This is a genomic window from Halomonas sp. GD1P12, assembly GCF_025725645.1.
Taxonomy (GTDB): Bacteria; Pseudomonadota; Gammaproteobacteria; order Pseudomonadales; family Halomonadaceae; genus Vreelandella.
Map to the genome: position 1 here is coordinate 3,045,026 of NZ_CP107007.1, position 20,424 is coordinate 3,065,449.

The window sequence follows — 20,424 nt, forward strand, 5'->3', positions numbered from 1 at the left end:
CGCGCCGCCCGCTCGCCGCCACCGTCCAACACTCAAGGGAACATCAATGCGCAACGATACACGCCAAAAACTCAACCAGTTCAAGGCCCAGCTCGCCAAGCTGAACGGCGTCGAAAACACCAGCGAACAGTTCAACGTCACGCCCAGCGTCCAGCAGACGCTCGAAACCCGCATGCAGGAATCAAGCGAGTTTCTCAGCCAGATCAACATGATCGGCGTCGACGAGATCAAGGGCCAAAAGGTCGGCCTCGGCGTCTCCGGCCCCATCGCCTCGCGTACCAACGTCGAGCAGAAGGAACGCCAAACCCGCGACGTCGCCGAGCTGAGCGCCGAGAACTACGAGTGCGTCAGCACCGAGTTCGACACCCACATCCGCTGGGCGCAGCTCGACGCCTGGTCGCGCTTTCCGGACTTCCAGGCGCGCCTGCGCAACGCAATCCTCCGCCGCCAGGCCCTCGACCGAATCATGATCGGCTTCAACGGCGAGCGCGCCGCGATCGAGACCGACCGCGCCGCCAACCCGATGCTCGAGGACGTCAACAAGGGCTGGCTCCAGAAATACCGCGACCACGCCGCCGCCCGTGTGCTGAAAGGCGTCACAGTCGGCGCCGGTGGCGACTACGCCAACCTCGATGCCCTGGTGTTCGACGCCGTCAACGAGATGATCGACCCTTGGTACCGCGAAGACACCCAGCTCGTCGCGATCATGGGCCGAAAAATGTTGGCGGATAAGTATTTCCCGCTGATCCAGCAGCACGCAGAAACCCCAACCGAAGCCCGCGCGATGGACCTGATGATCAGCCAGAAGCGCGTCGGCGGCTTGCAAGCGGTGCGCGCCCCGTTCGTGCCCGACGGTGCCGTGATGATCACCTCGCTCGCCAACCTGTCGCTCTACTGGCAGCTCGGCAGCCGCCGCCGCTACGTGATCGACAACCCCAAGCGCAACCGCATCGAGAACTATGAAAGCTCGAACGACGACTACGTCGTCGAAGACTACGGCTTCGGCTGCCTGGTCGAAGGCATCAGCGAAGCAGGTCAGGAGGGCGCGTAATGAAAAGCCCCGCTCGCAAGCACTTCGAGCGCGTCACCGCCGCGAAAGCGGCGGGGGCCGCCAAGCCCGGCCAGCCCCAAACCGGCGAGCAATACGAGCTCCACGCCGCCGCGCTCTACGAAGCCCGCCGCACGCTCAAGGGCATCAAATCGATTCAAGCCAAGATCGAGAAAAAGCGCGAAGTGCTGCCGGACTTCCTGCCCTACGTCGACGGCGTGCTCGCCGAAGGCGCCGGAGCCAAAGACGACGTGCTCATGACGATGATGATCTGGTGCATCGACATCGGCGAATTCGGAAAAGCCCTCGAGATTGGAACCTACGCCGTGAAACACGACCTCGACACGCCCGACCAGTACGATCGCGACACGGTGAGCATCCTCGCCGAAGAGATCGCCGAAGGCGTGAAAGCGCAGCTCGAGCAGGAAGGCGCCGACGCCGACGCCCTCGCAAACGTCATGGCCCGCACCGTCGCCACCGTCGGCGACCACGACATGCACGATCAGATCAAGGCGAAGCTCCACAAGAGCTACGGCTACGCCCTGCGCGCCGCCGACGATCACGAAGGCGCGCTCGCGCAGCTGAAAGAAGCCCTCGCGCTCAACGAGCGCATCGGCGTCAAGCAGGACATCCAGCAGCTCGAACGCCTTATCAAGAACGCTGGTGGCAAGGCAAGCGCCTAGCCACCCAACCGAGTCGCACCCCGACGGCAAGGGGGCACCGCCAAGCAAGGGCTTCAAGCCACGCGCGAAGCGGTCCACCCCCTTCTTAAACCGCTCGGAAAACAGGTGGCCACATGAATGCAAGCGGGCCTTACAACACGAACGCCCCCAGCCCCACGCTGGAGCCCATTACCAACAACGGCTTCTGGCCCGACATCGACCCCAGCGCCTTCCGCGACGAAGAGCGCGTCACCGGCGTGACCGACGTGCGTATCCGGCAATCGCTGCGCGCCGCCACCGCCGACATCAACCGCCAACTCGCCGACTACCAGTGCGAGCAGCTCGACGCCGGACGCATGGCGTGGGACGCGATCCCGCCCGAGCCGTGGCAGTCCCCCGGCGACATCGAGTTGCTCTACCTGCGCGCCGTCTACGCCCAGGCCCAGGCGGATCTCCTCGAGCGCTACCGCGACCACTCGGCGACCACCAAGGGCGACGAGCGCGGCGAAGCCAAGGATCTCGCCGCCGACGACTACCGCGCCGACGCCCGCGAGGCCATCGCCGAGCTCACCGGCCGCCGGCACACCACCGTCGAGCTGATATGAACCGGCTCATTCGCGCCCACCAGGGCGAGACGGTCGACGCCCTGCTCTACCGCGTCTACGGCAAAACCGCAGCGATCACCGAGCAAACGCTACAGCTCAACCCGCACCTCGCCGACCAGGGCCCGGTGCTGAAAGAGGGAACCCCGGTCACGCTACCGCCGCCGCCGGACACCCGCGAAACCGTCAAACCAAAAATCCAGCTCTGGAGCTGAAAAGGGGAACACATGGCCGAACCATCCACCATGGCCGCCGCCGGAACCGCCAGCCTCGCCGCCGTGGTGATCGGCCTGCTACCCGGCATCGATGCCAACGCCGTCGTCGGCGCCTTTTGCGGCGCCACGCTCTTCGTCATCAGCGCCAAGGAACTCGGGCTCCTCGAGCGCGCGGCGTACCTGTTCATCAGTTTTTGCGTGGGGTACCTCGGCGGCCCCGCCACCCTCGGCGGCATGCTCGAGCATTCAGCCGTCGCGGCGTTCATCGCATCCGCCGTATCCGTCACCGCCGGGCTGCGAGCGATCGAGGGAGTCAAAACGCTCGACCTCAAGGCCTGGCTCGGAGGCCGCAAGTGACCATCGCCTACGCCATCACGCTGGGCGCCGCGCTGATCGTGATTGCGCGGCTGCTCACCTTCCGCCGCCGCGCCGGGCGCTACCGCCCCGGCGTCGCCTTCACCGCTTGGGCGATCATCGCCGTCACGACCTGCCTCGCGATTTTCGGCCCGCCACCCAATGAAGTCGCCCGCTGGCTCATCGCCGCCGCCATGGTCGCGCTCGCCATCGGCCTGCTACGCACCGGCGGCAACGTCGCCCATCTTATCCGCCCCCTACGGAGGCTCTAATGCTGCTACGCCACGGCTCCATCGGTCCCAGCGTCACCGCGCTACAACGCGAACTCACTAGAGCCGGGTATCCGGTCAGCATCGACGGCGACTTCGGCCCCAACACCGAGCGCGCCGTCCGCCTTTATCAACGTGACCACGGTCTGGTGGCCGACGGCATCGCTGGACCCAAAACCCGCGCCGCGCTGCACGGCCAGCAAAGCGGCCAGATGCTCCGCCAGATCGACCTCGTCAACGCCGCCCAGCGCCTCGGCGTCGAACTCGCCGCCGTCATGGCCGTGAACGAAGTCGAAAGCCGCGGCAAGGGATTCCACCTCGGCGGCCCCCGTAACGGCCAGCCGGTCATCCTGTTCGAACGCCACATCATGCGCCGCCAACTGCAACACCACGGCATCAACCCGGTGCCCTACCAGCGCACCCAGCCCGATATCGTCAACGCCAGCCCCGGCGGCTACGTGGGCGGCTACCGCGAACACAGCCGACGCGAACGCGCCGCAGAGATCCACGACGCCGCCTCGATCGAGGCCGCGAGCTGGGGGCTTTTCCAAATCATGGGATTCCACTGGCAGCGCCTGGGCTACGCCTCCGCCGCTCACTACGCCGTTGAAATGAGCACCGACGAAGCCAATCAAATGGTCGCCTTCGTCCGCTTCATCGAAGCCGACCGCGCGATCCACGCCGCCCTGCGCCGCCGCGACTGGGCCGACTTCGCCCGCCGCTACAACGGCCCCAACTACGCCGCGAACGACTACGACACCAAACTCGCCGCCGCCTACCGCCGTCACGCTCAGGAACTGAGGCAAGCGGCATGAACAAGCTCACCCTACTCGCCAGCGCCGCCGCGCTGGCGGCCACCTTCACCGCCGGCTGGCAAGTGTCGAACTGGCAAAACCAAAGCCACGCCCTCACCGCCGAACGCGCCGCCCGCCAGGCCATCGACGCCAGCCTCGCCCGCGAATCCGAGATCGCCGCGAACGTCGAAGCCCGCCTCGCCGAACTCACGGCCAACGAGCGCATCATCGACCGAGGAATCATCCGTGAAATTCAAAAGCCGATTTATCAGCGCGTGTGCCTGGAGCCTGATGCTATCCGCCTGCTCAACCACGCCGCCGCCGGAACCGCGCCCGATTCAACAGACCCTGATGCAACGCTGCCCTAGCGTGCTGCCGCTGCTCACCACCGGCACCGGTGAAGACGTCGCGCTCACCATGAGCGAATGGGCGGCGCAGTATCAACGCTGCGCAACCCGCCATAACGGGCTGGTCAACGTATTAGAGGAAACCCCATGAGACTGTTCTCGAACCAGGCCGAAAACGGCACGAGCGGCGACTACCAACACCCGGGAAAACTGCTCAACATCTACGTCGCAGGCAACCTCGGCGGCGGCACCCTCGCGGTAGAAGCCCAGCTCCCCGATAAAAGCGGCTGGCTCCCCATCGCCGGGGGCCAACTCGATAGCCCCGGCCTTCACGTACTCAACGCCGCCCCGCTGACCGTCCGCGTCCGCCTCAGCGGCGCCGCGGCGCCAAGCCTCGACGTCTGGCTGGAAAGCGACGGCGCGTCCACCTACCGCCGTGTATTCAAGCGGGGCGAATAATGATCACGCCCGCGATCACCACCCCCATCGCCCAGCCGATCGGCTCACCGTTCGGCCACCGCCTCGGCGGCATGGCGCCGCCGCCCCCAGTGCCGCCGGTAGTCGACCCGGACGCGCCGTTACGCGCACTGATTGAAGAGATGTTCGGCGCGAGCGAGCCAGGCGCGCTACTTATCCCCCAGCCTATAGTGCTGGGCAAGCAAGTGTTGTGGCAGGACGCAGCGGGCACCGTCCCCGTGAGGTATAACGGCGATCCTGTAGGTCTATGGGAAGTGACTGCTGGTAATAAGCGCGTGTGGCAGGACGTCAGCGCAAAGCGTGGCGTCTATCGAACGGATGGCAATGGGCATCACTGGATAGATACCGCGGGCGGTGCGTTTTACAACATTGACTCGATTAACGTGGCGGGCGGGTGCGTGTTTATAGCGGGTGAGTACACCGGCTCGAGCGGCACCTCGATTTTTATCTCCGGCAACGGGCCGGGCTACGTACATTTTCGCAGCGACGGTCGCTGGCGGCGTAATTTTCAAAATATCGACACGCCGTCGTCGTTGAGCATTAACGCCTCAAAGGCCCAGCGGCTCAATATGAGCGGGCTGTACATGCGCGTTAGAACAAGCGATCAATCAACGGAGTATACGAACAGCATCGAAGCGAGTAGCAGCGGGCTCGATAACGCCCAGTCGCTGTTCGCCTATCCCGGCGGTGGCTCATCGGCAGACATGAATATCTATGGCTTGATGTTGCGTGAGCAAAAAATGAATCCCGATAAAGAACAACCCGTTTTGGACTATCTCGCGGGGCTGCGTCCATGAATACTGAATACACTTGGCGCGTCACGATCCCCGCTCCCCCCGCCCACACGTATGAAGCGAATCAGCTCGCGCTATGCCTGGGCGAATCCGCCTCAGACGATCACACCTTCACCGCTATCAACGCTCAAGACCCGCACGGCAACCAGTACGCCCTGGTGTCGACCGTCGTCAAAGAGAAATTCCTCGACGGTGCAGAAACTCAGCTGGTCGCCCCTGACTTCGCACCCAACGTCGACCTCGCCGCCGCCCGAGAAGCTCAGGCCCTATTGCGAATCGGAACGCTCGAACACCCGGTGCAAGCCACCCCCAATATCCTCGCCGTCATCAAGGGCGACCGGCTGCAAAGCGCCCACGACCACATCGCCGCGCTCGGCCTAACGCTCATCCCCCAGCAGGACGACGCCAAATGATCAAACTCCAATCCCTCCGCCAGCACCTGCTCGGCGCCGTCGCCGAGCTGCGCCGCAACCCCGAATGCCTCCACACCTTCGTCAACGACGGCCGCATCAAATTCGCTCGGGGCCAAAACCTCAGCCACCAGTACACGGTGGACGCCCAGATCCTCATCACCGACTACACCGGCAGCCTCGACACGGTCATGATTCCGCTCTTGCAGTGGCTCAACACCTACCAGCCGGATCTACCGGAAGATGAAGCCGTCCAGATCGAAGCCGAGATTCTGAACAACACCCACTGGGACCTCGCGCTAACCGTGCGCCTCACCGAGCGCGTCGTCGCCAAGGTCGACTGCGACACCGGCCGCATCGACACCGAGCACCGCATGCCCGCCTACCCGGTCGACGCCTGCCCGGCCAAGCGTTGGCAGTTGAACATCAAACACCCCGGCAACGCCGACTACACGCTCGAAGCCGAATGGGATAGCCCCGCATGAGCGACAATCTCCAACAGCTCGACGAATGGCTCACGCCACTGATCGACAAACTCACCCCCAAAGAGCGCCGCGTGCTCGCCCGCAACGTCGCTCGCGACTTGCGCATCGCGAACCGCGAGCGCATCAAAGCCCAGACCAACCCCGACGGCACGCCTTACGAGCCCCGCACCGAGCTACGCGGCCGGCGCGGCCAGGTCCGCCGTAAAGCAATGTTCACGAAACTCCGCACCGCCAAACACCTGCGCATCAAAACCAGCGCCGACGAAGCGGCGGTCCAGTTCACCGGCCGCGTCGCCAAAATCGCCCGCGTTCACCACTACGGCCTACGCGACCGCGTCGAACCCGGCGGCCCCATGCACCGCTACGCCCGCCGCGAGCTCGTCGGCATCACCGCCGCGGATCGAAACCATATCGCCGAAAGCGTCCTCAACCACCTCACCCCGCCCGGCGCATAGCCGGGCTTGTCCTGCCCACGCGGCACAACGCCCGCCGCTACCCACCCGCGCGAAAGCCTTGCAGCATGGCCCCATGAACAACGCCGCCGAACTACTCCGCCTGATTGAAAACGTTATCCGCTTGGGCTCTGTTGCCCAAGTCGATCACAAAAGCGCCCGTGTGCGCATCAAATCCGGCGAGCTACTGACCGCGTGGGTGCCATGGATCACCGCCCGCGCCGGAGCTACACGCGATTGGAGCCCGCCCACAGTAGGTGAACAGTGCGTGCTTTTCTCGCCCGGCGGCGACACAGCCAACGCCTTCGCCATGGCTAGCCTGTTTCAGCTCAGCGCGCCGCCGCCCAGCCACGACCCCGGCGTCATCAGCCGCCTGTTTCCCGATGGTGGCCTGATCGAATACGACCACGCCCGCCAGGTCGTGCGCATCAACCTACCCGGCTCGATCGAGATCCACGCCCCCGGCGGCACCCAGTGGCACGGCAACATCGCCCACACCGGCAACCTGACACGCAAAGGCAGCGATACCCAAACCGGCGGCACGAAAACCCACAACGGCAAAAACGTCGGCAGCGACCACACCCACGGCGGCATTCAGCCCGGCCCCGGAAATACAGGAGCGCCCAACTAATGCCCGGCATGAACGCCACCACTGGCCAGCACCTCGACGGCCTCGACCACATCCGCCAAAGCGTCGCCGACATTATCACCACACCCATCGGCTCACGCGTCATGCGCCGCGACTACGGCAGCCTCGTCCCCGAGCTGCTTGATCGCCCCATGAGCGACGCGCTCTTGATGCAGGTTTACGCCGCCACCGTTATCGCCGTGAGCCGCTGGGAACCCCGTATCAAAATCACCGGTACCCGCCGAATCGTCAGCACCCAACAGCCCGGCGCCGCCACGCTCGAGCTGTTGGGGAAAACCCCCGACGGCGAGCCGCTCAACGTAGGAGTACCGGTCGCATGAACACGCCCATCGATCTTTCAAGGCTCCCCGCCCCGGCGGTGATCGAGCCGCTCGACTACGAAACCATTTTCACCGAGCTCGCCGCCGACCTGACCAGCCGCGACCCCGATCTCGCCGACACGCTCACCCTCGAAAGCGAGCCGCTCACCAAGCTGCTCGAGGTCGCCGCGTACCGCGAGCTGCTCCTACGCCAGCGCATCAACGAAGCCGCAAAGTCAGTAATGCTCGCCTATGCCCAGGGCGATGACCTCGAACACCTCGCCGCACTGTTCGACGTCGAGCGTTTGCAGATCGACCCCGGCGCCCCGAACGCCACCCCGCCGGTACCGCCCACGTTCGAACGCAACAATGCCCTGCGCCGCCGCGTGCTGCTCTCACTCGATGGGCTCAGTACCGCTGGCCCGGAACGCGCCTACATCTACCACGCACTCAGTGCCAGCGGGGATGTGAAAGACGCCGATGCTTTCAGCGAAGCGCCCGGCGAAGTGACCGTGGTCGTGCTTTCGCACATGGAAAACGGCATGGCCCCGGCCGAGCTCCTGGCCACCGTCAACGCCGCGGTGAACGCCACCGAAACCCGCCCGCTGACCGACAACCCCACCGCGATCAGCGCAGAGATCATCGACTACGCCATTCACGCCACGCTGCACATACTCCCCGGCCCGGAAGCCGCCGTCGTGCGCGAAAACGCCATGGCCGCGGTCACGGCCTACGCCGAGGATCAGCACCGCATCGGCGCCCAGGTCACGCTGTCCGGCGTCTACGCCGCGCTCCACCAGCCCGGCGTCCAGCGGGTCGAGCTGTTCAGCCCATTGGCCACCATCACGACGACCCGCAAGCAAGCGCCCTACTGTGCCGGCATCGAGCTGACCAGCGAGGTGGCCAATGGTTAACCACCTGTTACCGCCCAACGCGACGCCCCAGGAACGGGCGGTGAGTGAAACGCTCAGCCGCCCCGATACGATTACCGTGCCCATCCGCGAACTCTGGCGGCCGCAGGAATGCCCTGAACGGCTTCTGCCGTGGCTCGCTTGGGCAATGTCGGTCGATGAATGGGACGCAGAGTGGAGCGAACAGCAAAAGCGCAACGCCATCGATGCCGCGGTTTACCTGCACCGTCACAAGGGCACCGCCGCTGCGGTCCAGCGCGCGGTCGATCTCGTTTTCGATGATGCCGAAGTGCAGGAGTGGTTCGACTACGGCGGCGAGCCCTTCCACTTTCGCGTCGTCAGCGAAGGTGCGTTCACAAGCTCGCGCGACTACCAGCGCCTGACTCGCCTGATCGAGTCATCGAAGAACGCGCGTAGCTGGCTGGAGGCCATCGTCATTCGCAGCCGTCTCGAATCGGGTGTCACGGTGGCCACCGTCACGGCCCAGGGCAACCACACCCGCATGGGGCCACGCCCGGCAACGCCGCAAAGCGCGCCCCAAACGGTAAGAGTGGCCGCCGTCCAGCACGCCGCCGCCCGGTACCGCATCGCCCCTTGGCAACTGCGCCTGAGTACAGCCGACGCGATGGGCATCCACGCCACCGCCTTCCACGACTACCGCCACACCACCATACGAGGTTAACCCTATGGCCAACTTCCCCGGTCTGGTACTGACCCGGCAAGGCCGACAGCTCCAGGCAAAAGCGCAGATAGGCGCGGCGCTCACGTTCACCCGCGTCGCCCTCGGCGACGGCACGAGCAGCGCCCCCGACGCGATGACCGCGCTCGACAGCGAGCTTTTGTCGCTTAGCATCCAAGAGTTCGAAGTCGTCGGCGACGGCACCTCGCGCATGCGCGTGATCATGACCAATGAGTCGCTCGAGGATGGATTTTTCGTGCGCGAGCTCGGCGTGTTCGCCGAAGACCCGGACACTGGCACCGAGCAGCTCTACAGCTACACCAACGCCGGCGACCAGCCCGATTTCCTGCCCGCCGGCGGCGGCGCCACACTCGTCGAAAACGTATTCGATCTCTACACCGTGGTAGGCAACGCGCAGAACGTCACGGCGCGTATCAACGACTACATCACGATTGCCACCAAGCAAGACATCGATACGATCCGACCGCACTTGATGCCTGAAGGCGGAACCACTCACCAGTTGCCCCGCAAGCGCAGTAATGCCGAGGGCGACGTCGAATGGTATGACCCCGCCGAGGGCATCAATATCGCGGTCGACTCGCTCGAAGAGCGACGGATCGCCGTCGCTGAACAACTCACCTTCCGGCTGACGAAAGTCACAACGCGCGGCCTAGCGGTGTATGTGAACGGCCAACGCCTGCCGCGCGGCGACTGGACACCGCTCGGCGAAACCCAAGTGCGTATCAATATCGCGCTCGAAGCAGGCGACGAGGTGCTGTTCGTTCGCAACGAAGAGATGGGCGAGATCGTGATCCCCCGTGTCTCGCTGTCGGGGCCATCGCTAGTTTATCCGGGCAGCACCAATGCATTCCAAATCACCGATTTCGATGCATTTGCCAGCTACGAGGTGGCTGCAAGCCGTGGAGACGCCAGCCGCGCTGGCGATACCGTCACGCTGACGTTGGGAGCGGAGGAACCAGACGGCGCGCTAGATCTCGACGTCACGCGTGACGGTTCAGGGGTGACATACGAAATCGCGGTTGGGGCCCAGGCGATTGCAATGCCGCAGTGGATCTACCCTGGCATGAACGACACCGGAGTGTCGCTCATGCCCACTCTGCAGGCCACGCCGTTTCGAACATACCCTCGCAATGCTGATAGCCCGGCGAGTGCGGACTGGCAGATCGCTAAGGATGCGATGTTCGCGGACATCGTTTGGCAGTCACTAGAGAACACGGTAAATCTCACGTCGATTACGGTTTCCGAAGTATTGCCCATCCATACTCCGCTGTACGCTCGCTATCGGCAGACAGGCCAACAGCTAGGAGCTACAGATTGGCAGGTGGTCACGTTTACAACAACCAATACCGCCGCGCAGCCACAGATCACTTCGCCTCGCGAAAACACGGATAACGTGCCGTTTCACGCCGGTGTTGCGGTGACGGCGTCCCCGTTCAATTTCCCTGCTGGGGGTGATACGCATATCGCGTCTGATTGGGAATTGAGAGACCCAGAAAGCAATAAGCTCATCGCGAGTGTCGTCAATAGTGGCGAGCATTTATCGAGCTGGAACGCGATCAGCGAACGGCTAACTCCGTTCACTGCTTATGACGTTCGCGTTCGCTATCGCGGCGCAATGACCGGCCCGACAGCGTGGTCAAAATCGTCGTCGTTCACGACCGGACCCAGTGTTGGCGAGGTCGTTTTCGACGAGCCCGGACAGCATGTATTTATCGTGCCCTATGGCGTGATCTCCATCTGTGCCGTCGCGGTTGGCGGTGGCGGTGGTGCGCATCATAGAGCTAAAGACGACAACAGGTCTCCCTACTCCGGGGGTGGCGGAGGCCTGCGATATATCAATGATATAGAGGTCGTTCCGGGTCAAGCGATACCGGTAGTCGTTGGACGTGGCGGTTCAGGCGCTGCTTTGTATGGCTCATCAACTTCCAGCCGAACAGGAGGAACATCCTCGGTAGGCGAATGGATCTCGGCATTCGGTGGGCGAGGCGGCATTAACGGACTGGGCGGACAAGGTGAGGGAGGCGCTGGAGGCAGAGGAGGCCATGGTAATCACTTGGGAGCCGCTGGCGGTGCTGCGGGATATTCGGGTGACGGAGGCAACGGTGGCTCTGTAACCGGCGGTAGCGAGGATGGAGTGGGAGGCGGTGGTGGCGGTGGTAACAAAACTGGCACTTATAGCTCACCAAAAGGCAGTGGCGGCGGAGTCGGGCTGTTCGGTGAAGGCCCAAGTGGGGCCGGCGGTACATCGACATCACCAGGAGGAAAGGGTGGCAGTAATGGTACGAACGGCCAGCAAAGCAATCCAAACGGAGCCGCCGGCGGAGAATACGGCGGCGGTGGAGGGTTGCCAACCTCCGCCGGAAATCGAGGCGGAGACGGAGGAAGAGGTGCTGTTCGAATCATATGGGGCCCAGGTCGCTCGTTCCCTCACCATGCTGAAAAAATCTAGGAATTGTCATGCACGCACGTTTTGACACTGATAACCGTTTAGCGGAGCTGATCAACGTCGATCCTACGGGTCGCTATCACCCCAACGTGATCTGGATACCTGTCAACGATGAGATGATCGAGTATTTGACGGACGACTACATCGTCGATAGAGGTAAAGTTCAGCCGCCCACGCTCGACTACCTTCGCGATCAGCTCAAGGCTCGCTTGGCCGAGCATCGACATACTGTCGAAACCGGCGGTATGGAGCTCCCCAACGGCTCGCGCGTTCACACCGACCGTGAAAGCCAGGCCCAGCTCACAGGCGCGTACCAAACGCTGGTCACACCGTTCGTGGAGTCGATCGACTGGAAAGGCCCGGACGGCTGGATCACGGTCACTGAAACCGAGCTACGCCCGATCGCTCAAGCGGTCGCGCTCCACGTCCAGGGATGCTTCAAAGCCGAACGGCGCGTGAGCGAGCAGATTACTGCGGCGGAGGATGCCGAGGCGCTTTATGCGATTGATATCGCCCAGGCGTTCGGAGAGGCATTGGCGTCGACGGTGTCGTGACACCACGATGGTGGTGTTCAACACGGGAGGACCACTATGAACATCATCAAAACAAGCGATCGCGACATTGATCGGTTAATCGACTATTTAGACGATCAACACAATCCGACTCACCGCGATAGCTCTCGCGAAGCGCTGGAACGCTGGCTCGAAGAGCCTGATGGATTGACGCAAGCCCAGCGTGAGCGCATCGAAGAAGCTCTCTCCCGCTAAACTAAGTGCCCGCCAATCGGCGGGCTTTTCATTCATATTTTTGTAGTGAGATCGAGCACTACATTCGTTAATACGAGAATTCGAATCAGTAACCCCAGAAAAGTTGAAAGTTTTTTCACTAAAGCCTCCTTTTTTAATGGCTATTAGTGATAAGGGGCACTGACTCGAGATATGCCCTTTCTGTCCCGCCTTTTTCGCACAACGCCCGCCACTACCCTCCCGCGCGAACCCCGCCCAACATGGCACCACCAGCCAACCGAACAACCCGCTTAAACCTGCGCAGGAGCCACGCCCATGGCCCAGGACTACCACCACGGCGTCCGCGTCGTCGAAATCAAAGAAGGCACGCGCCCCATCCGCACGGTATCGACAGCCGTCATCGGCATCGTCGCCATCGCCCCCGCTGCCGATGAAACCGCGTTCCCGCTCAACACCCCGGTACTCGTCACCGACCTCTACGCCGCCATCGGCAACGCAGGCAAAGGCGGCACGCTGCGCCGCACCCTCTCCGCCATCGTGAATGAGACCCGCGCCGTGTGCGTGGTGGTCCGCGTCGAGCAGGGCGAAGACGAAGACGCCACCACCGCCAACATCATCGGCGGCGTCAGCGACACCGGCCAAAAGCTCGGCATGCAGGCGCTCACCGCCGCCGAAACCCGGCTCGGCGTCAAACCGCGCATCCTCGGCGTGCCGGAACTCGACAACGAAAGCGTCGCCAGTGAGCTCGCCGGCATCGCCCAGCAGTTACGCGCCTTCGTTTATGTCAGCGCCTACGGCTGCGAAACGAAAGAGGAAGCCAACCTCTACCGCGAAAACTTTGGACAGCGGGAAGTCATGGTGATCTGGCCCAACTGGCAAGCCTTCGACGTCGACGCAGAAGAAACCCGCCCGCTCTCCGCCGTGGCCAAGGCGCTCGGCCACCGCGCACGGTTGGATAACGAAATCGGCTGGCACAAAACGCTTTCCAACATGCCGGTCAACGGCGTCACCGGCATCACGAAGGATCTCTCTTGGGATCTGCAAGACCCGGCCACCGACGCCGGCTATCTGAACGAAGCCGACATCACCACGCTGATCAACAAATCCGGCTTCCGTTTCTGGGGCTCGCGCACCTGCAGCGTCGACCCGCTTTTCGCGTTCGAGTCCTACACCCGCACCGCCCAGGTACTCGCCGACACCATCGCCGAGGCGCACATGTGGGCCGTCGACAAACCCATGCACCCCAGCCTGGTGCGCGACATCATCGAGGGCATCAACGCCAAGCTCCGCGAGCTCACCCGCCAGGGCTACCTCCTCGGCGGCGAAGCGTGGTTCGACGAAGAGCTCAACAGCCCCGAGGTGTTGAAGTCCGGCAAGCTGTATATCGACTACGACTACACCCCGGTACCGCCACTCGAAAACCTCATGTTCCAGCAGCGCATCACCGACCGCTACCTCGTCGATTTCGCCGCGCGCATCAACGATTAAGCCGCCGCCCATATAGGCCACACAGGAGCTAGACAATGGCACTTCCTCACATCCTTAAGGACTTCATTCTCTTCGGCGACGGCAATAACTACCAGGGCCAAATCCCTGAGCTAACCCTCCCCGAGCTCGCACGCCGCATGGTCGAGTACGAAGGCGGCGGCATGGACGGCCCGATCGAAGTCGACCACGGCAACGAACTGCAGGAGTTCGAATGGACCGCCGGCGGCATGATCGTCGACATCTTCGACACCTACGGCAGCCCCATTCACGACGCCGCGATGCTGCGCTTTACCGGCTCCTACGAATCTGACGAAACCGGCGACATCATTCCGGTCGAGATCGTCATGCGCGGCCGCCACAAGACCATCTCGATGGGCGACGCCTCCAAAGGCGATAACAACCAGATCAGCGTCACGACCACGCTCAGCTACTTCAAGCTCACCGTCGACGGCGAAAACGTGATCGAGCGCGACGTGCCCGGCTACGTGTTCAATGTGCGCGGCGAAGACCGCCTCGCTCAGCGACGCCAGGCCCTCGGCGTTTAAGCCACTCCCAGCTCAAGGCCGCCTCGGCGGCCAAGCCAAACCCGTTCAATAGGACCGCACCATGACCGACAAGACCGAAAACCAGATCGCCGCAGAGCAAGCCACCGCCACCGCCCCGGGCGTGCCCACCGAAGTGGTCGAGTTCGAAACGCCGCTCCAACGTGGCAAAACGCAAGTGAAAGAAGTCACCGTGCGCAAGCCCATGTCGGGTGGCATGCGCGGCGTTAGCCTGGTCGACATCATGAACCTCGATGTCGCCGCGCTTACGAAGGTCATGCCGCGTATCACCACCCCGGCGCTGACCGAAGCCGAACTGAAAACCATGGATATCGTGGATCTCGTGCAACTCGGCACGGCGCTGAACAATTTTTTGATCCCAAAGAAACTCAAGGACGTCGAAGCCTAAGTCTGCCCGAGTTCGTCGAGGACGCCATGGCGGATCTCGCCATGGTGTTCCACTGGCCGCCGGGTGAGATGGACGGCATGGAGCTCGACGAGCTCATGAAGTGGCGCGAACGCGCCCGCAAACGGCACGAAGCCAGCCAGCCGAAAGGCAAACCACCACGCAAATAGGAACGGCCGATGTCGCGAAACCTACGCCTCCAGGTCATGCTGAACGCGATAGATCGCGTCACCGGCCCCCTCAAGAAAATGCGCGAAGGCGCCGGGCAAACCGCCCAGGCCATGCGCGAAACCCAGGGGCAGCTCAAGGAGCTGCAGCGCACCCAAAGCGACCTCACCAGCTACCGCAAGGCTCGCATCGCCGAGCGGCAAAATATCCGCGCGATGCGGGATGCCCAATCACGCGCGCGCGAATATACCCAAGCCCTCGAACGCCAGCGCGAAGCCCACGGCGTCAATGAATCCGCCCTCAAGACGGCCCGTAGCGAGTACAAGCGCCTCTCGAACCAGATGCTGGCCACGACCCTGCCCAGCCGACAGCTAACCGATGCGCTGGAACGCTCGCGTCTGCGCCTGAACGAAACCCAGCGCGCCACCGATGAATCAGGACGCGCGCTCACGCAGTACCGCAACAAGGTTCGGAACACCGACGAGCGAATCAAACAGCTCACCCAGACCAACGCCAACCTCACCGAGCGAACGCGCGGCCTCAAGACCCGGCTCGACGACGCCGGCATCAGCACCGACAACCTCGGCCGAAGCGCCCGCGAGCTGCGAACGAAGGAAGAGCGGCTCAACACCGCGCTGCAGGAGCAAAAACGCCACCTCTCGGAAGTCGCCCAACGCCAACGCCGCCTAACCGAGGCCCGCGACCGCTACCAAAACGGCATGGCGAACATGTCCCGCGCCCAGGGCGTCGGCATGGGCATGTTCGGCACCGGCATCGCCCAGGGCTACGCCGCTAGCCGCCTACTCGCGCCGGGCGTGGCGTGGGGCGAGCAAATGAGCACCCTCCAAGCCGTTGGCCGCTTCGATGCCGACGACGAACGCTACCAGGCATTACGCCAGCAATCCCGCGACTTGGGTGCGTCTACGGCATTCAGCGCGACCGAAGTCGGCAGTGGCCAAGAGTTCCTATTACGCGCGGGTATGAGTAGCGACGCGATCCGCGCCTCGATGCGCGACGTGCTCGACCTCGCACTGGCCAACAACACCGAGCTAGGCCGCGCCGCGGATATCGCCTCGAACATCGCCGGGGCGTTCAAGGTGGATATGGAAGCCGACGGCTCGATGGCCCGGGTGGCCGATATTCTCTCCGGCACCGCCTCCCGCGCGAACGTCAATCTGGAAATGCTCGGCGAAACCATGAAGTACCTGGGCGGCGCCGAAGACCTCAAGTTGACGATGGAACAAGCCGCCGCCATGTCCGGCATTCTCGGCAATATCGGCATCCAGGGCAGCCAGGCCGGCACCACCATGCGCGCCATGATGAACCGGCTCACCAACCCGGCGGCCAATGGCGCCGCCGCGATTGAAAACATCGGCCTGCAGGTCGCCGACGCCAACGGCAACATGCGCGCGATGCCCGATATCCTGCGCGACATCGCCCAAGCCACGGCGGATCTGGGCAACGTCGAGCGCAAAGCCATCATGCAGGACATCTTCGGCGTGGAAGCAGGCTCCGGCATGGCCGAGCTGGTCGACGCCATGGGCGGTGGCCAGCTCGATGAGATCATCAACGCCCTCGGCGACAACATGGGCGAAAACGCCCGCATGGCCGCCACCATGACCGACAACATCGGCGGCGACCTGAAAGCCCTGCGCAGCGCCTGGGAAGAAGTCGGGATCTCGATCACCGACACCAACGATGGCCCCTTGCGCGACCTCGTCCAGAACATCACCGCCATCACCCGCGGCGTCGGCGACTGGATTAAAGCCAACCCCGAGCTAGCGGGCACCATCGCCAAGGTCGCCGCGGGCATGATCGCACTGGCCACCGTCGGCGGCGCCGTCACGATGACCTTCGCCAGCATCCTCTCCCCGCTGCTGTTCGCCCGGTTCGCCATGGCCACCCTGGGCATCAAGGTTGGTGCCCTCGCCCCCATCCTCAAAACCGCTGGCGTCGCCCTGTTCGCCGTCGGCCGCGCGCTCACCGTTGGCCTGCTCGGCGCGCTCAAGGCTACCGCCATATTTCTGGCTACCAACCCGATTGGCTGGGCGATCATGGCCATCGCCGGCGCGGCGTTTTTGATCATCAAATACTGGGAGCCGATCAAGGGCTTTTTCCAAGGGCTTTGGAAGGACGTGAAAGATGCCTTTGGCGACGGCATCGGTGGCGTGGCCACGCTGCTTCTCAACTGGTCACCCGCCAATCTGATCTGGCGTGGAATCGTGGGCGCCGTTGAAGGCCTGGGCATCGAAGTGCCTGCCCTATTTCAAGAACTCGGCACGTTTGTCGTCAACGGTCTCATCGGCGGGTTCGGAAACGGCTGGGCCGCTCTTCGAGAAGCCATGACTCAAATGGCCACCAACCTGAAAAACTGGTTCTGCGACATTCTCGGCATCCACTCCCCCAGCCGGGTTTTCGCCGGCTTCGGCATGAACATCGTCGAAGGCATCATCAACGGCATCACCGACATGGCCGGCGCCCTGCGCGACCATGTAACGGGGCTGGCCAGCAATATCGCGGGGTGGATGAGCGACACCGTGAGCAGCGCCATGGATATCGGTCGCGACATCGCCGGCGGCATGGCCGACGGCATCCGTAACGGCGCGCGCGGCGCATGGGACGCCGTGACCGGGCTAGCCCGGGGCACCGAGAACACCGCCCGGGAAGAACTCGACACCCACTCCCCCAGCCGCGTGTTCAAGGATATCGGCGTCGACGTCGCCGGCGGCCTGCGCGACGGCATCGAGCGCGGCGAGAGCGGCCCGCTGGCTCAAGTGCGCAGCCTCGCCAACGGTCTACGCAACGCCGCCGGCGGCCTCATGCTCGGCGCCGGCATCGCCACCAGCGCCGCCGCCGACATCGACACGCGCAATCTACAGATCGACGCCCGCCCACCGCTGCAAAGTGGGGCCAGCGCCTCGCCGGTCAACGTGACGATCAACCTCGGCGGAATCACCGTGAACGCCGCCCCCGGCATGGATGAGCAAGCCCTCGCGCGTTTGGTCAATGAGCAAGTCCAGCGCGCTCTACAAGACGCCGAGCGCCGTGCAGCGGCAGCGACCCGGCGCAACTTCTATGACAACGACTAAGGGGCATCAATGCTTCAGGTAAAACCTCAGAGCGCGCATCAAATTAACGACGGTGCCAGTCAAAGCAGAAATAAAGCCTATGTAAAAGATGTAGCCCACGTACTGAACCATCGCGCTTTCCAGGTCTTTCAACCCTCCCATGAACAGCCCGAACACGGCCATGAAGATGGCCCAAATCAAGGCGTCTAAAGAGCTTTCGTTTTTCTGGTCTTTAAAGGTAAATCCAATGATCAAGCCCAGCAAAATGAGGATCATCTCGTGATTACCTGCTTGGACCATCCGAATATGAAAAGCGGGGTCATCAATGAGATGGCCAACTCCCATACCAACAAGCGTCACGATAATGCCCGCAAAAATAACCCAGTTATCAGTGTTCATAAGGTGCCTTAATTTATGATGATGACCTACGGCCTATTTGTCTTCGGCCTCAATACCGCTGCTTACCAAGAGCTTCAACGCCAAACGAACTGGCGCCACGCCAGCCAGTCGCGCATCAACGCCCGCCCGGTTCACCAGTTCCTCGGCCCCGGCGACGACACCATCACGCTGACCGGCACGCTATTGCCCATGTTCACCGGTGGCCAGCAAAACCTCGATATGCTCCGGTCGCTCGCCGACGGCGGCCGCGCCTGGCCGCTGATCGAAGGCACCGGCACTTATTACGGCATGTTCGCGATCACCAGCCTCAGCGAACGCAAATCCGAGTTTTTCCGCGACGGCGCGGCGAAACAGATCGAGTTCGACCTCCAGCTAACACGCATCGACGAGGGCCGCACCGAACTCCTCGGCGTCCTCGAAAACAGCGCCCTGCGCGCGCTGACCGGGGCGCTCGCATGAGCATCCAGCCCGACTACCGCATCACGCTACAAGGCCAGGTTATCAGCCCGGAGTTTCGCGCCCGCCTCGCATCGCTCACGCTCCATGACCGCCGAGGCATGCAGGCCGACCAGCTCGACATTGTGCTGACCGACGACGACGGCATGCTCGACATTCCCCCCACCGGCGCCGAGCTGATTCTCGCCATCGGCTGGAAAGGTCAGCCGCTCAGCGAGCGCGGCACGTTCATCGTCGATGAAGTCGAGCACACCGGCGCACCGGACACCCTCAACATCCGCGCCTCGAGCGCGAACCTGCGCGCAGGACTGCCCGGCAAGCGCACCCAAAGCTGGGATAGCGTCACCGTGCGCGACATCATCGAAACCATCGCCGCCCGACATGACCTCACCCCCAGCGTCGGCGCCACGCTCGCCGGCGTGCGCGTCACCCACATAGACCAGACCGACGAGTCAGACCTCCACTTCCTGACCCGCCTCGCCGAGCGCTTCGACGCCGTGGCCACCGTCAAAACCGGCCACCTCATCTTCGTACCCGCCGGCCAGGCTACCACCGCCACCGGCCTGACGATCCCGCCCATCACCCTACGCCGCCAAACCGGCGACCAGCACCGCTACCTAAAAGCCGAGCGCGAAGCCTACAGCGGCGTCACCGCGCTCTGGAACAACACCGCCCACGCCACCCGCGAGGCGGTAACGGTAGGCGAGCCGGAAAACGCCCAGCAGCTGCGCCACACTTACGTAAGCGAGACCGAGGCGCTTGAGGCCGCGCAAGCCGAATGGCAGCGCCTGCAACGCGGCACCGCCTATTTCAGCATCACCCAAGCGGCGGGCGAGCCCGAGCTCTTCCCCGAAACACCCGCGTGGTGCAACGGCTGGAAACGCCAGATCGACGAAACGCCGTGGATCATCGTTGAGGTCATCCACCGCCTCACCGACACGAGCTACACCACCACTCTTGAACTTGAGACACGACCAAATAATTAGACCATGGGAAGGTACAAAGAGCGCCCATTTACGCTATTGTGTACACTAAACCATGAAAACCCCTTTTTTTGCTGATGAAGCCTTGAGTCAGGGGGGCATAAGTGAACCAAGGGTGGAAATAATGGTATTATATACAGCAAACCGTTTATCAGGTTGGCAACTGAGTCATTATGATAGGTAGGCTGTTGACAGCTCGAACATAGCTGTATACAGAACACCCAGTATCAAACGCCGGGTATACAACCGCCAAG

At 63.1% G+C, this 20,424-nt stretch carries 29 protein-coding genes; 28 read left to right on the forward strand and 1 reads right to left on the reverse strand.

What is annotated here, in order from left to right:
• Positions 1 to 46: 46 nt before the first annotated feature.
• The 26 genes from OCT39_RS13935 to OCT39_RS14060 all read left to right on the forward strand — a co-directional run bounded on the left by OCT39_RS13935 (position 47) and on the right by OCT39_RS14060 (position 18,353).
• Entirely contained in the window at positions 47 to 1,051 is a 1,005-nt protein-coding gene (locus OCT39_RS13935; protein ID WP_263585061.1) for a phage major capsid protein, P2 family, read from the forward strand.
• The gene (gpM, locus tag OCT39_RS13940) at positions 1,051 to 1,731 is read left to right on the forward strand and encodes a phage terminase small subunit (RefSeq protein ID WP_263585062.1); all 681 of its coding nucleotides are present in this window, start codon (positions 1,051 to 1,053) and stop codon (positions 1,729 to 1,731) included. Before OCT39_RS13935 ends, gpM begins: the two co-directional genes overlap by 1 nt.
• A 113-nt stretch (positions 1,732 to 1,844) precedes the next feature.
• The gene (locus OCT39_RS13945; protein ID WP_263585063.1) at positions 1,845 to 2,315 is read left to right on the forward strand and encodes a head completion/stabilization protein; all 471 of its coding nucleotides are present in this window, start codon (positions 1,845 to 1,847) and stop codon (positions 2,313 to 2,315) included.
• Positions 2,312 to 2,527 carry a tail protein X gene (locus OCT39_RS13950; RefSeq protein ID WP_263585064.1) on the forward strand — a complete coding sequence of 72 codons (216 nt, stop codon included), beginning with the start codon at positions 2,312 to 2,314 and terminating at the stop codon, positions 2,525 to 2,527. The genes OCT39_RS13945 and OCT39_RS13950 overlap by 4 nt, the downstream gene beginning before the upstream one ends.
• A gap of 12 nt (positions 2,528 to 2,539) precedes the next feature.
• Complete coding sequence (locus tag OCT39_RS13955) at positions 2,540 to 2,884, forward strand: phage holin family protein (RefSeq protein WP_263585065.1); 345 nt, start codon at positions 2,540 to 2,542, stop codon at positions 2,882 to 2,884.
• Positions 2,881 to 3,153 (forward strand): phage holin family protein, encoded by a 273-nt coding sequence (locus OCT39_RS13960; protein WP_263585066.1) that lies wholly within the window; start codon positions 2,881 to 2,883, stop codon positions 3,151 to 3,153. Before OCT39_RS13955 ends, OCT39_RS13960 begins: the two co-directional genes overlap by 4 nt.
• Positions 3,153 to 3,965 (forward strand): N-acetylmuramidase family protein, encoded by an 813-nt coding sequence (locus OCT39_RS13965; RefSeq protein ID WP_263585067.1) that lies wholly within the window; start codon positions 3,153 to 3,155, stop codon positions 3,963 to 3,965. Before OCT39_RS13960 ends, OCT39_RS13965 begins: the two co-directional genes overlap by 1 nt.
• Positions 3,962 to 4,312, forward strand: a complete 351-nt coding sequence (locus OCT39_RS13970) for a hypothetical protein (protein WP_263585068.1) — start codon at positions 3,962 to 3,964, stop codon at positions 4,310 to 4,312. Before OCT39_RS13965 ends, OCT39_RS13970 begins: the two co-directional genes overlap by 4 nt.
• Positions 4,296 to 4,442, forward strand: a complete 147-nt coding sequence (locus OCT39_RS13975; RefSeq protein WP_263585069.1) for a hypothetical protein — start codon at positions 4,296 to 4,298, stop codon at positions 4,440 to 4,442. Before OCT39_RS13970 ends, OCT39_RS13975 begins: the two co-directional genes overlap by 17 nt.
• Positions 4,439 to 4,750: a hypothetical protein gene (locus OCT39_RS13980; protein WP_263585070.1), complete on the forward strand. Its 312-nt coding sequence runs from the start codon at positions 4,439 to 4,441 to the stop codon at positions 4,748 to 4,750. Before OCT39_RS13975 ends, OCT39_RS13980 begins: the two co-directional genes overlap by 4 nt.
• A complete protein-coding gene (locus OCT39_RS13985) occupies positions 4,750 to 5,565 on the forward strand; it encodes a hypothetical protein (RefSeq protein ID WP_263585071.1) in 816 nt (271 codons plus the stop codon). Before OCT39_RS13980 ends, OCT39_RS13985 begins: the two co-directional genes overlap by 1 nt.
• Positions 5,562 to 5,975 carry a hypothetical protein gene (locus OCT39_RS13990; RefSeq protein ID WP_263585072.1) on the forward strand — a complete coding sequence of 138 codons (414 nt, stop codon included), beginning with the start codon at positions 5,562 to 5,564 and terminating at the stop codon, positions 5,973 to 5,975. The genes OCT39_RS13985 and OCT39_RS13990 overlap by 4 nt, the downstream gene beginning before the upstream one ends.
• Positions 5,972 to 6,457 (forward strand): phage tail protein, encoded by a 486-nt coding sequence (locus OCT39_RS13995; protein WP_263585073.1) that lies wholly within the window; start codon positions 5,972 to 5,974, stop codon positions 6,455 to 6,457. Before OCT39_RS13990 ends, OCT39_RS13995 begins: the two co-directional genes overlap by 4 nt.
• On the forward strand, positions 6,454 to 6,912 hold the full coding sequence (locus tag OCT39_RS14000) for a phage virion morphogenesis protein (protein ID WP_263585074.1): 459 nt from the start codon (positions 6,454 to 6,456) through the stop codon (positions 6,910 to 6,912). Before OCT39_RS13995 ends, OCT39_RS14000 begins: the two co-directional genes overlap by 4 nt.
• A gap of 73 nt (positions 6,913 to 6,985) precedes the next feature.
• On the forward strand, positions 6,986 to 7,540 hold the full coding sequence (locus tag OCT39_RS14005) for a phage baseplate assembly protein V (protein WP_263585075.1): 555 nt from the start codon (positions 6,986 to 6,988) through the stop codon (positions 7,538 to 7,540).
• Positions 7,540 to 7,878: a GPW/gp25 family protein gene (locus tag OCT39_RS14010; RefSeq protein ID WP_263585076.1), complete on the forward strand. Its 339-nt coding sequence runs from the start codon at positions 7,540 to 7,542 to the stop codon at positions 7,876 to 7,878. Before OCT39_RS14005 ends, OCT39_RS14010 begins: the two co-directional genes overlap by 1 nt.
• Complete coding sequence (locus tag OCT39_RS14015) at positions 7,875 to 8,771, forward strand: baseplate J/gp47 family protein (RefSeq protein WP_263585077.1); 897 nt, start codon at positions 7,875 to 7,877, stop codon at positions 8,769 to 8,771. The genes OCT39_RS14010 and OCT39_RS14015 overlap by 4 nt, the downstream gene beginning before the upstream one ends.
• Positions 8,764 to 9,450 (forward strand): phage tail protein I, encoded by a 687-nt coding sequence (locus OCT39_RS14020; RefSeq protein ID WP_263585078.1) that lies wholly within the window; start codon positions 8,764 to 8,766, stop codon positions 9,448 to 9,450. The genes OCT39_RS14015 and OCT39_RS14020 overlap by 8 nt, the downstream gene beginning before the upstream one ends.
• Positions 9,451 to 9,454: 4 nt before the next feature.
• Positions 9,455 to 11,917, forward strand: coding sequence for a phage tail protein (locus tag OCT39_RS14025; protein ID WP_263585079.1), 2,463 nt, complete (start codon positions 9,455 to 9,457; stop codon positions 11,915 to 11,917).
• 8 nt (positions 11,918 to 11,925) lie between these two features.
• Entirely contained in the window at positions 11,926 to 12,468 is a 543-nt protein-coding gene (locus OCT39_RS14030) for a DUF4376 domain-containing protein (protein ID WP_263585080.1), read from the forward strand.
• 36 nt (positions 12,469 to 12,504) lie between these two features.
• Entirely contained in the window at positions 12,505 to 12,681 is a 177-nt protein-coding gene (locus OCT39_RS14035; protein ID WP_263585081.1) for a hypothetical protein, read from the forward strand.
• 294 nt (positions 12,682 to 12,975) lie between these two features.
• Positions 12,976 to 14,148: a phage tail sheath protein gene (locus tag OCT39_RS14040; RefSeq protein ID WP_263585082.1), complete on the forward strand. Its 1,173-nt coding sequence runs from the start codon at positions 12,976 to 12,978 to the stop codon at positions 14,146 to 14,148.
• Positions 14,149 to 14,183: 35 nt separating this feature from the next.
• Complete coding sequence (locus OCT39_RS14045) at positions 14,184 to 14,693, forward strand: phage major tail tube protein (protein WP_263585083.1); 510 nt, start codon at positions 14,184 to 14,186, stop codon at positions 14,691 to 14,693.
• 61 nt (positions 14,694 to 14,754) lie between these two features.
• Positions 14,755 to 15,099, forward strand: coding sequence for a phage tail assembly protein (locus tag OCT39_RS14050; RefSeq protein WP_263585084.1), 345 nt, complete (start codon positions 14,755 to 14,757; stop codon positions 15,097 to 15,099).
• Positions 15,100 to 15,125: 26 nt separating this feature from the next.
• A complete protein-coding gene (locus tag OCT39_RS14055) occupies positions 15,126 to 15,266 on the forward strand; it encodes a GpE family phage tail protein (RefSeq protein ID WP_263585085.1) in 141 nt (46 codons plus the stop codon).
• A gap of 9 nt (positions 15,267 to 15,275) precedes the next feature.
• Positions 15,276 to 18,353 (forward strand): phage tail tape measure protein, encoded by a 3,078-nt coding sequence (locus OCT39_RS14060; protein WP_263585086.1) that lies wholly within the window; start codon positions 15,276 to 15,278, stop codon positions 18,351 to 18,353.
• A gap of 6 nt (positions 18,354 to 18,359) precedes the next feature.
• Here the strand turns inward: OCT39_RS14060 and OCT39_RS14065 are convergent, their stop codons facing one another.
• Entirely contained in the window at positions 18,360 to 18,731 is a 372-nt protein-coding gene (locus tag OCT39_RS14065) for a hypothetical protein (RefSeq protein WP_263585087.1), read from the reverse strand.
• Between the two features lie 15 nt (positions 18,732 to 18,746).
• Here OCT39_RS14065 and OCT39_RS14070 point away from each other — a divergent pair, with 15 nt between their 5' ends.
• Positions 18,747 to 19,190, forward strand: a complete 444-nt coding sequence (locus OCT39_RS14070; protein WP_263585088.1) for a phage tail protein — start codon at positions 18,747 to 18,749, stop codon at positions 19,188 to 19,190.
• Positions 19,187 to 20,173, forward strand: coding sequence for a contractile injection system protein, VgrG/Pvc8 family (locus tag OCT39_RS14075; RefSeq protein WP_263585089.1), 987 nt, complete (start codon positions 19,187 to 19,189; stop codon positions 20,171 to 20,173). The genes OCT39_RS14070 and OCT39_RS14075 overlap by 4 nt, the downstream gene beginning before the upstream one ends.
• The last annotated feature ends 251 nt before the right edge of the window (positions 20,174 to 20,424 follow it).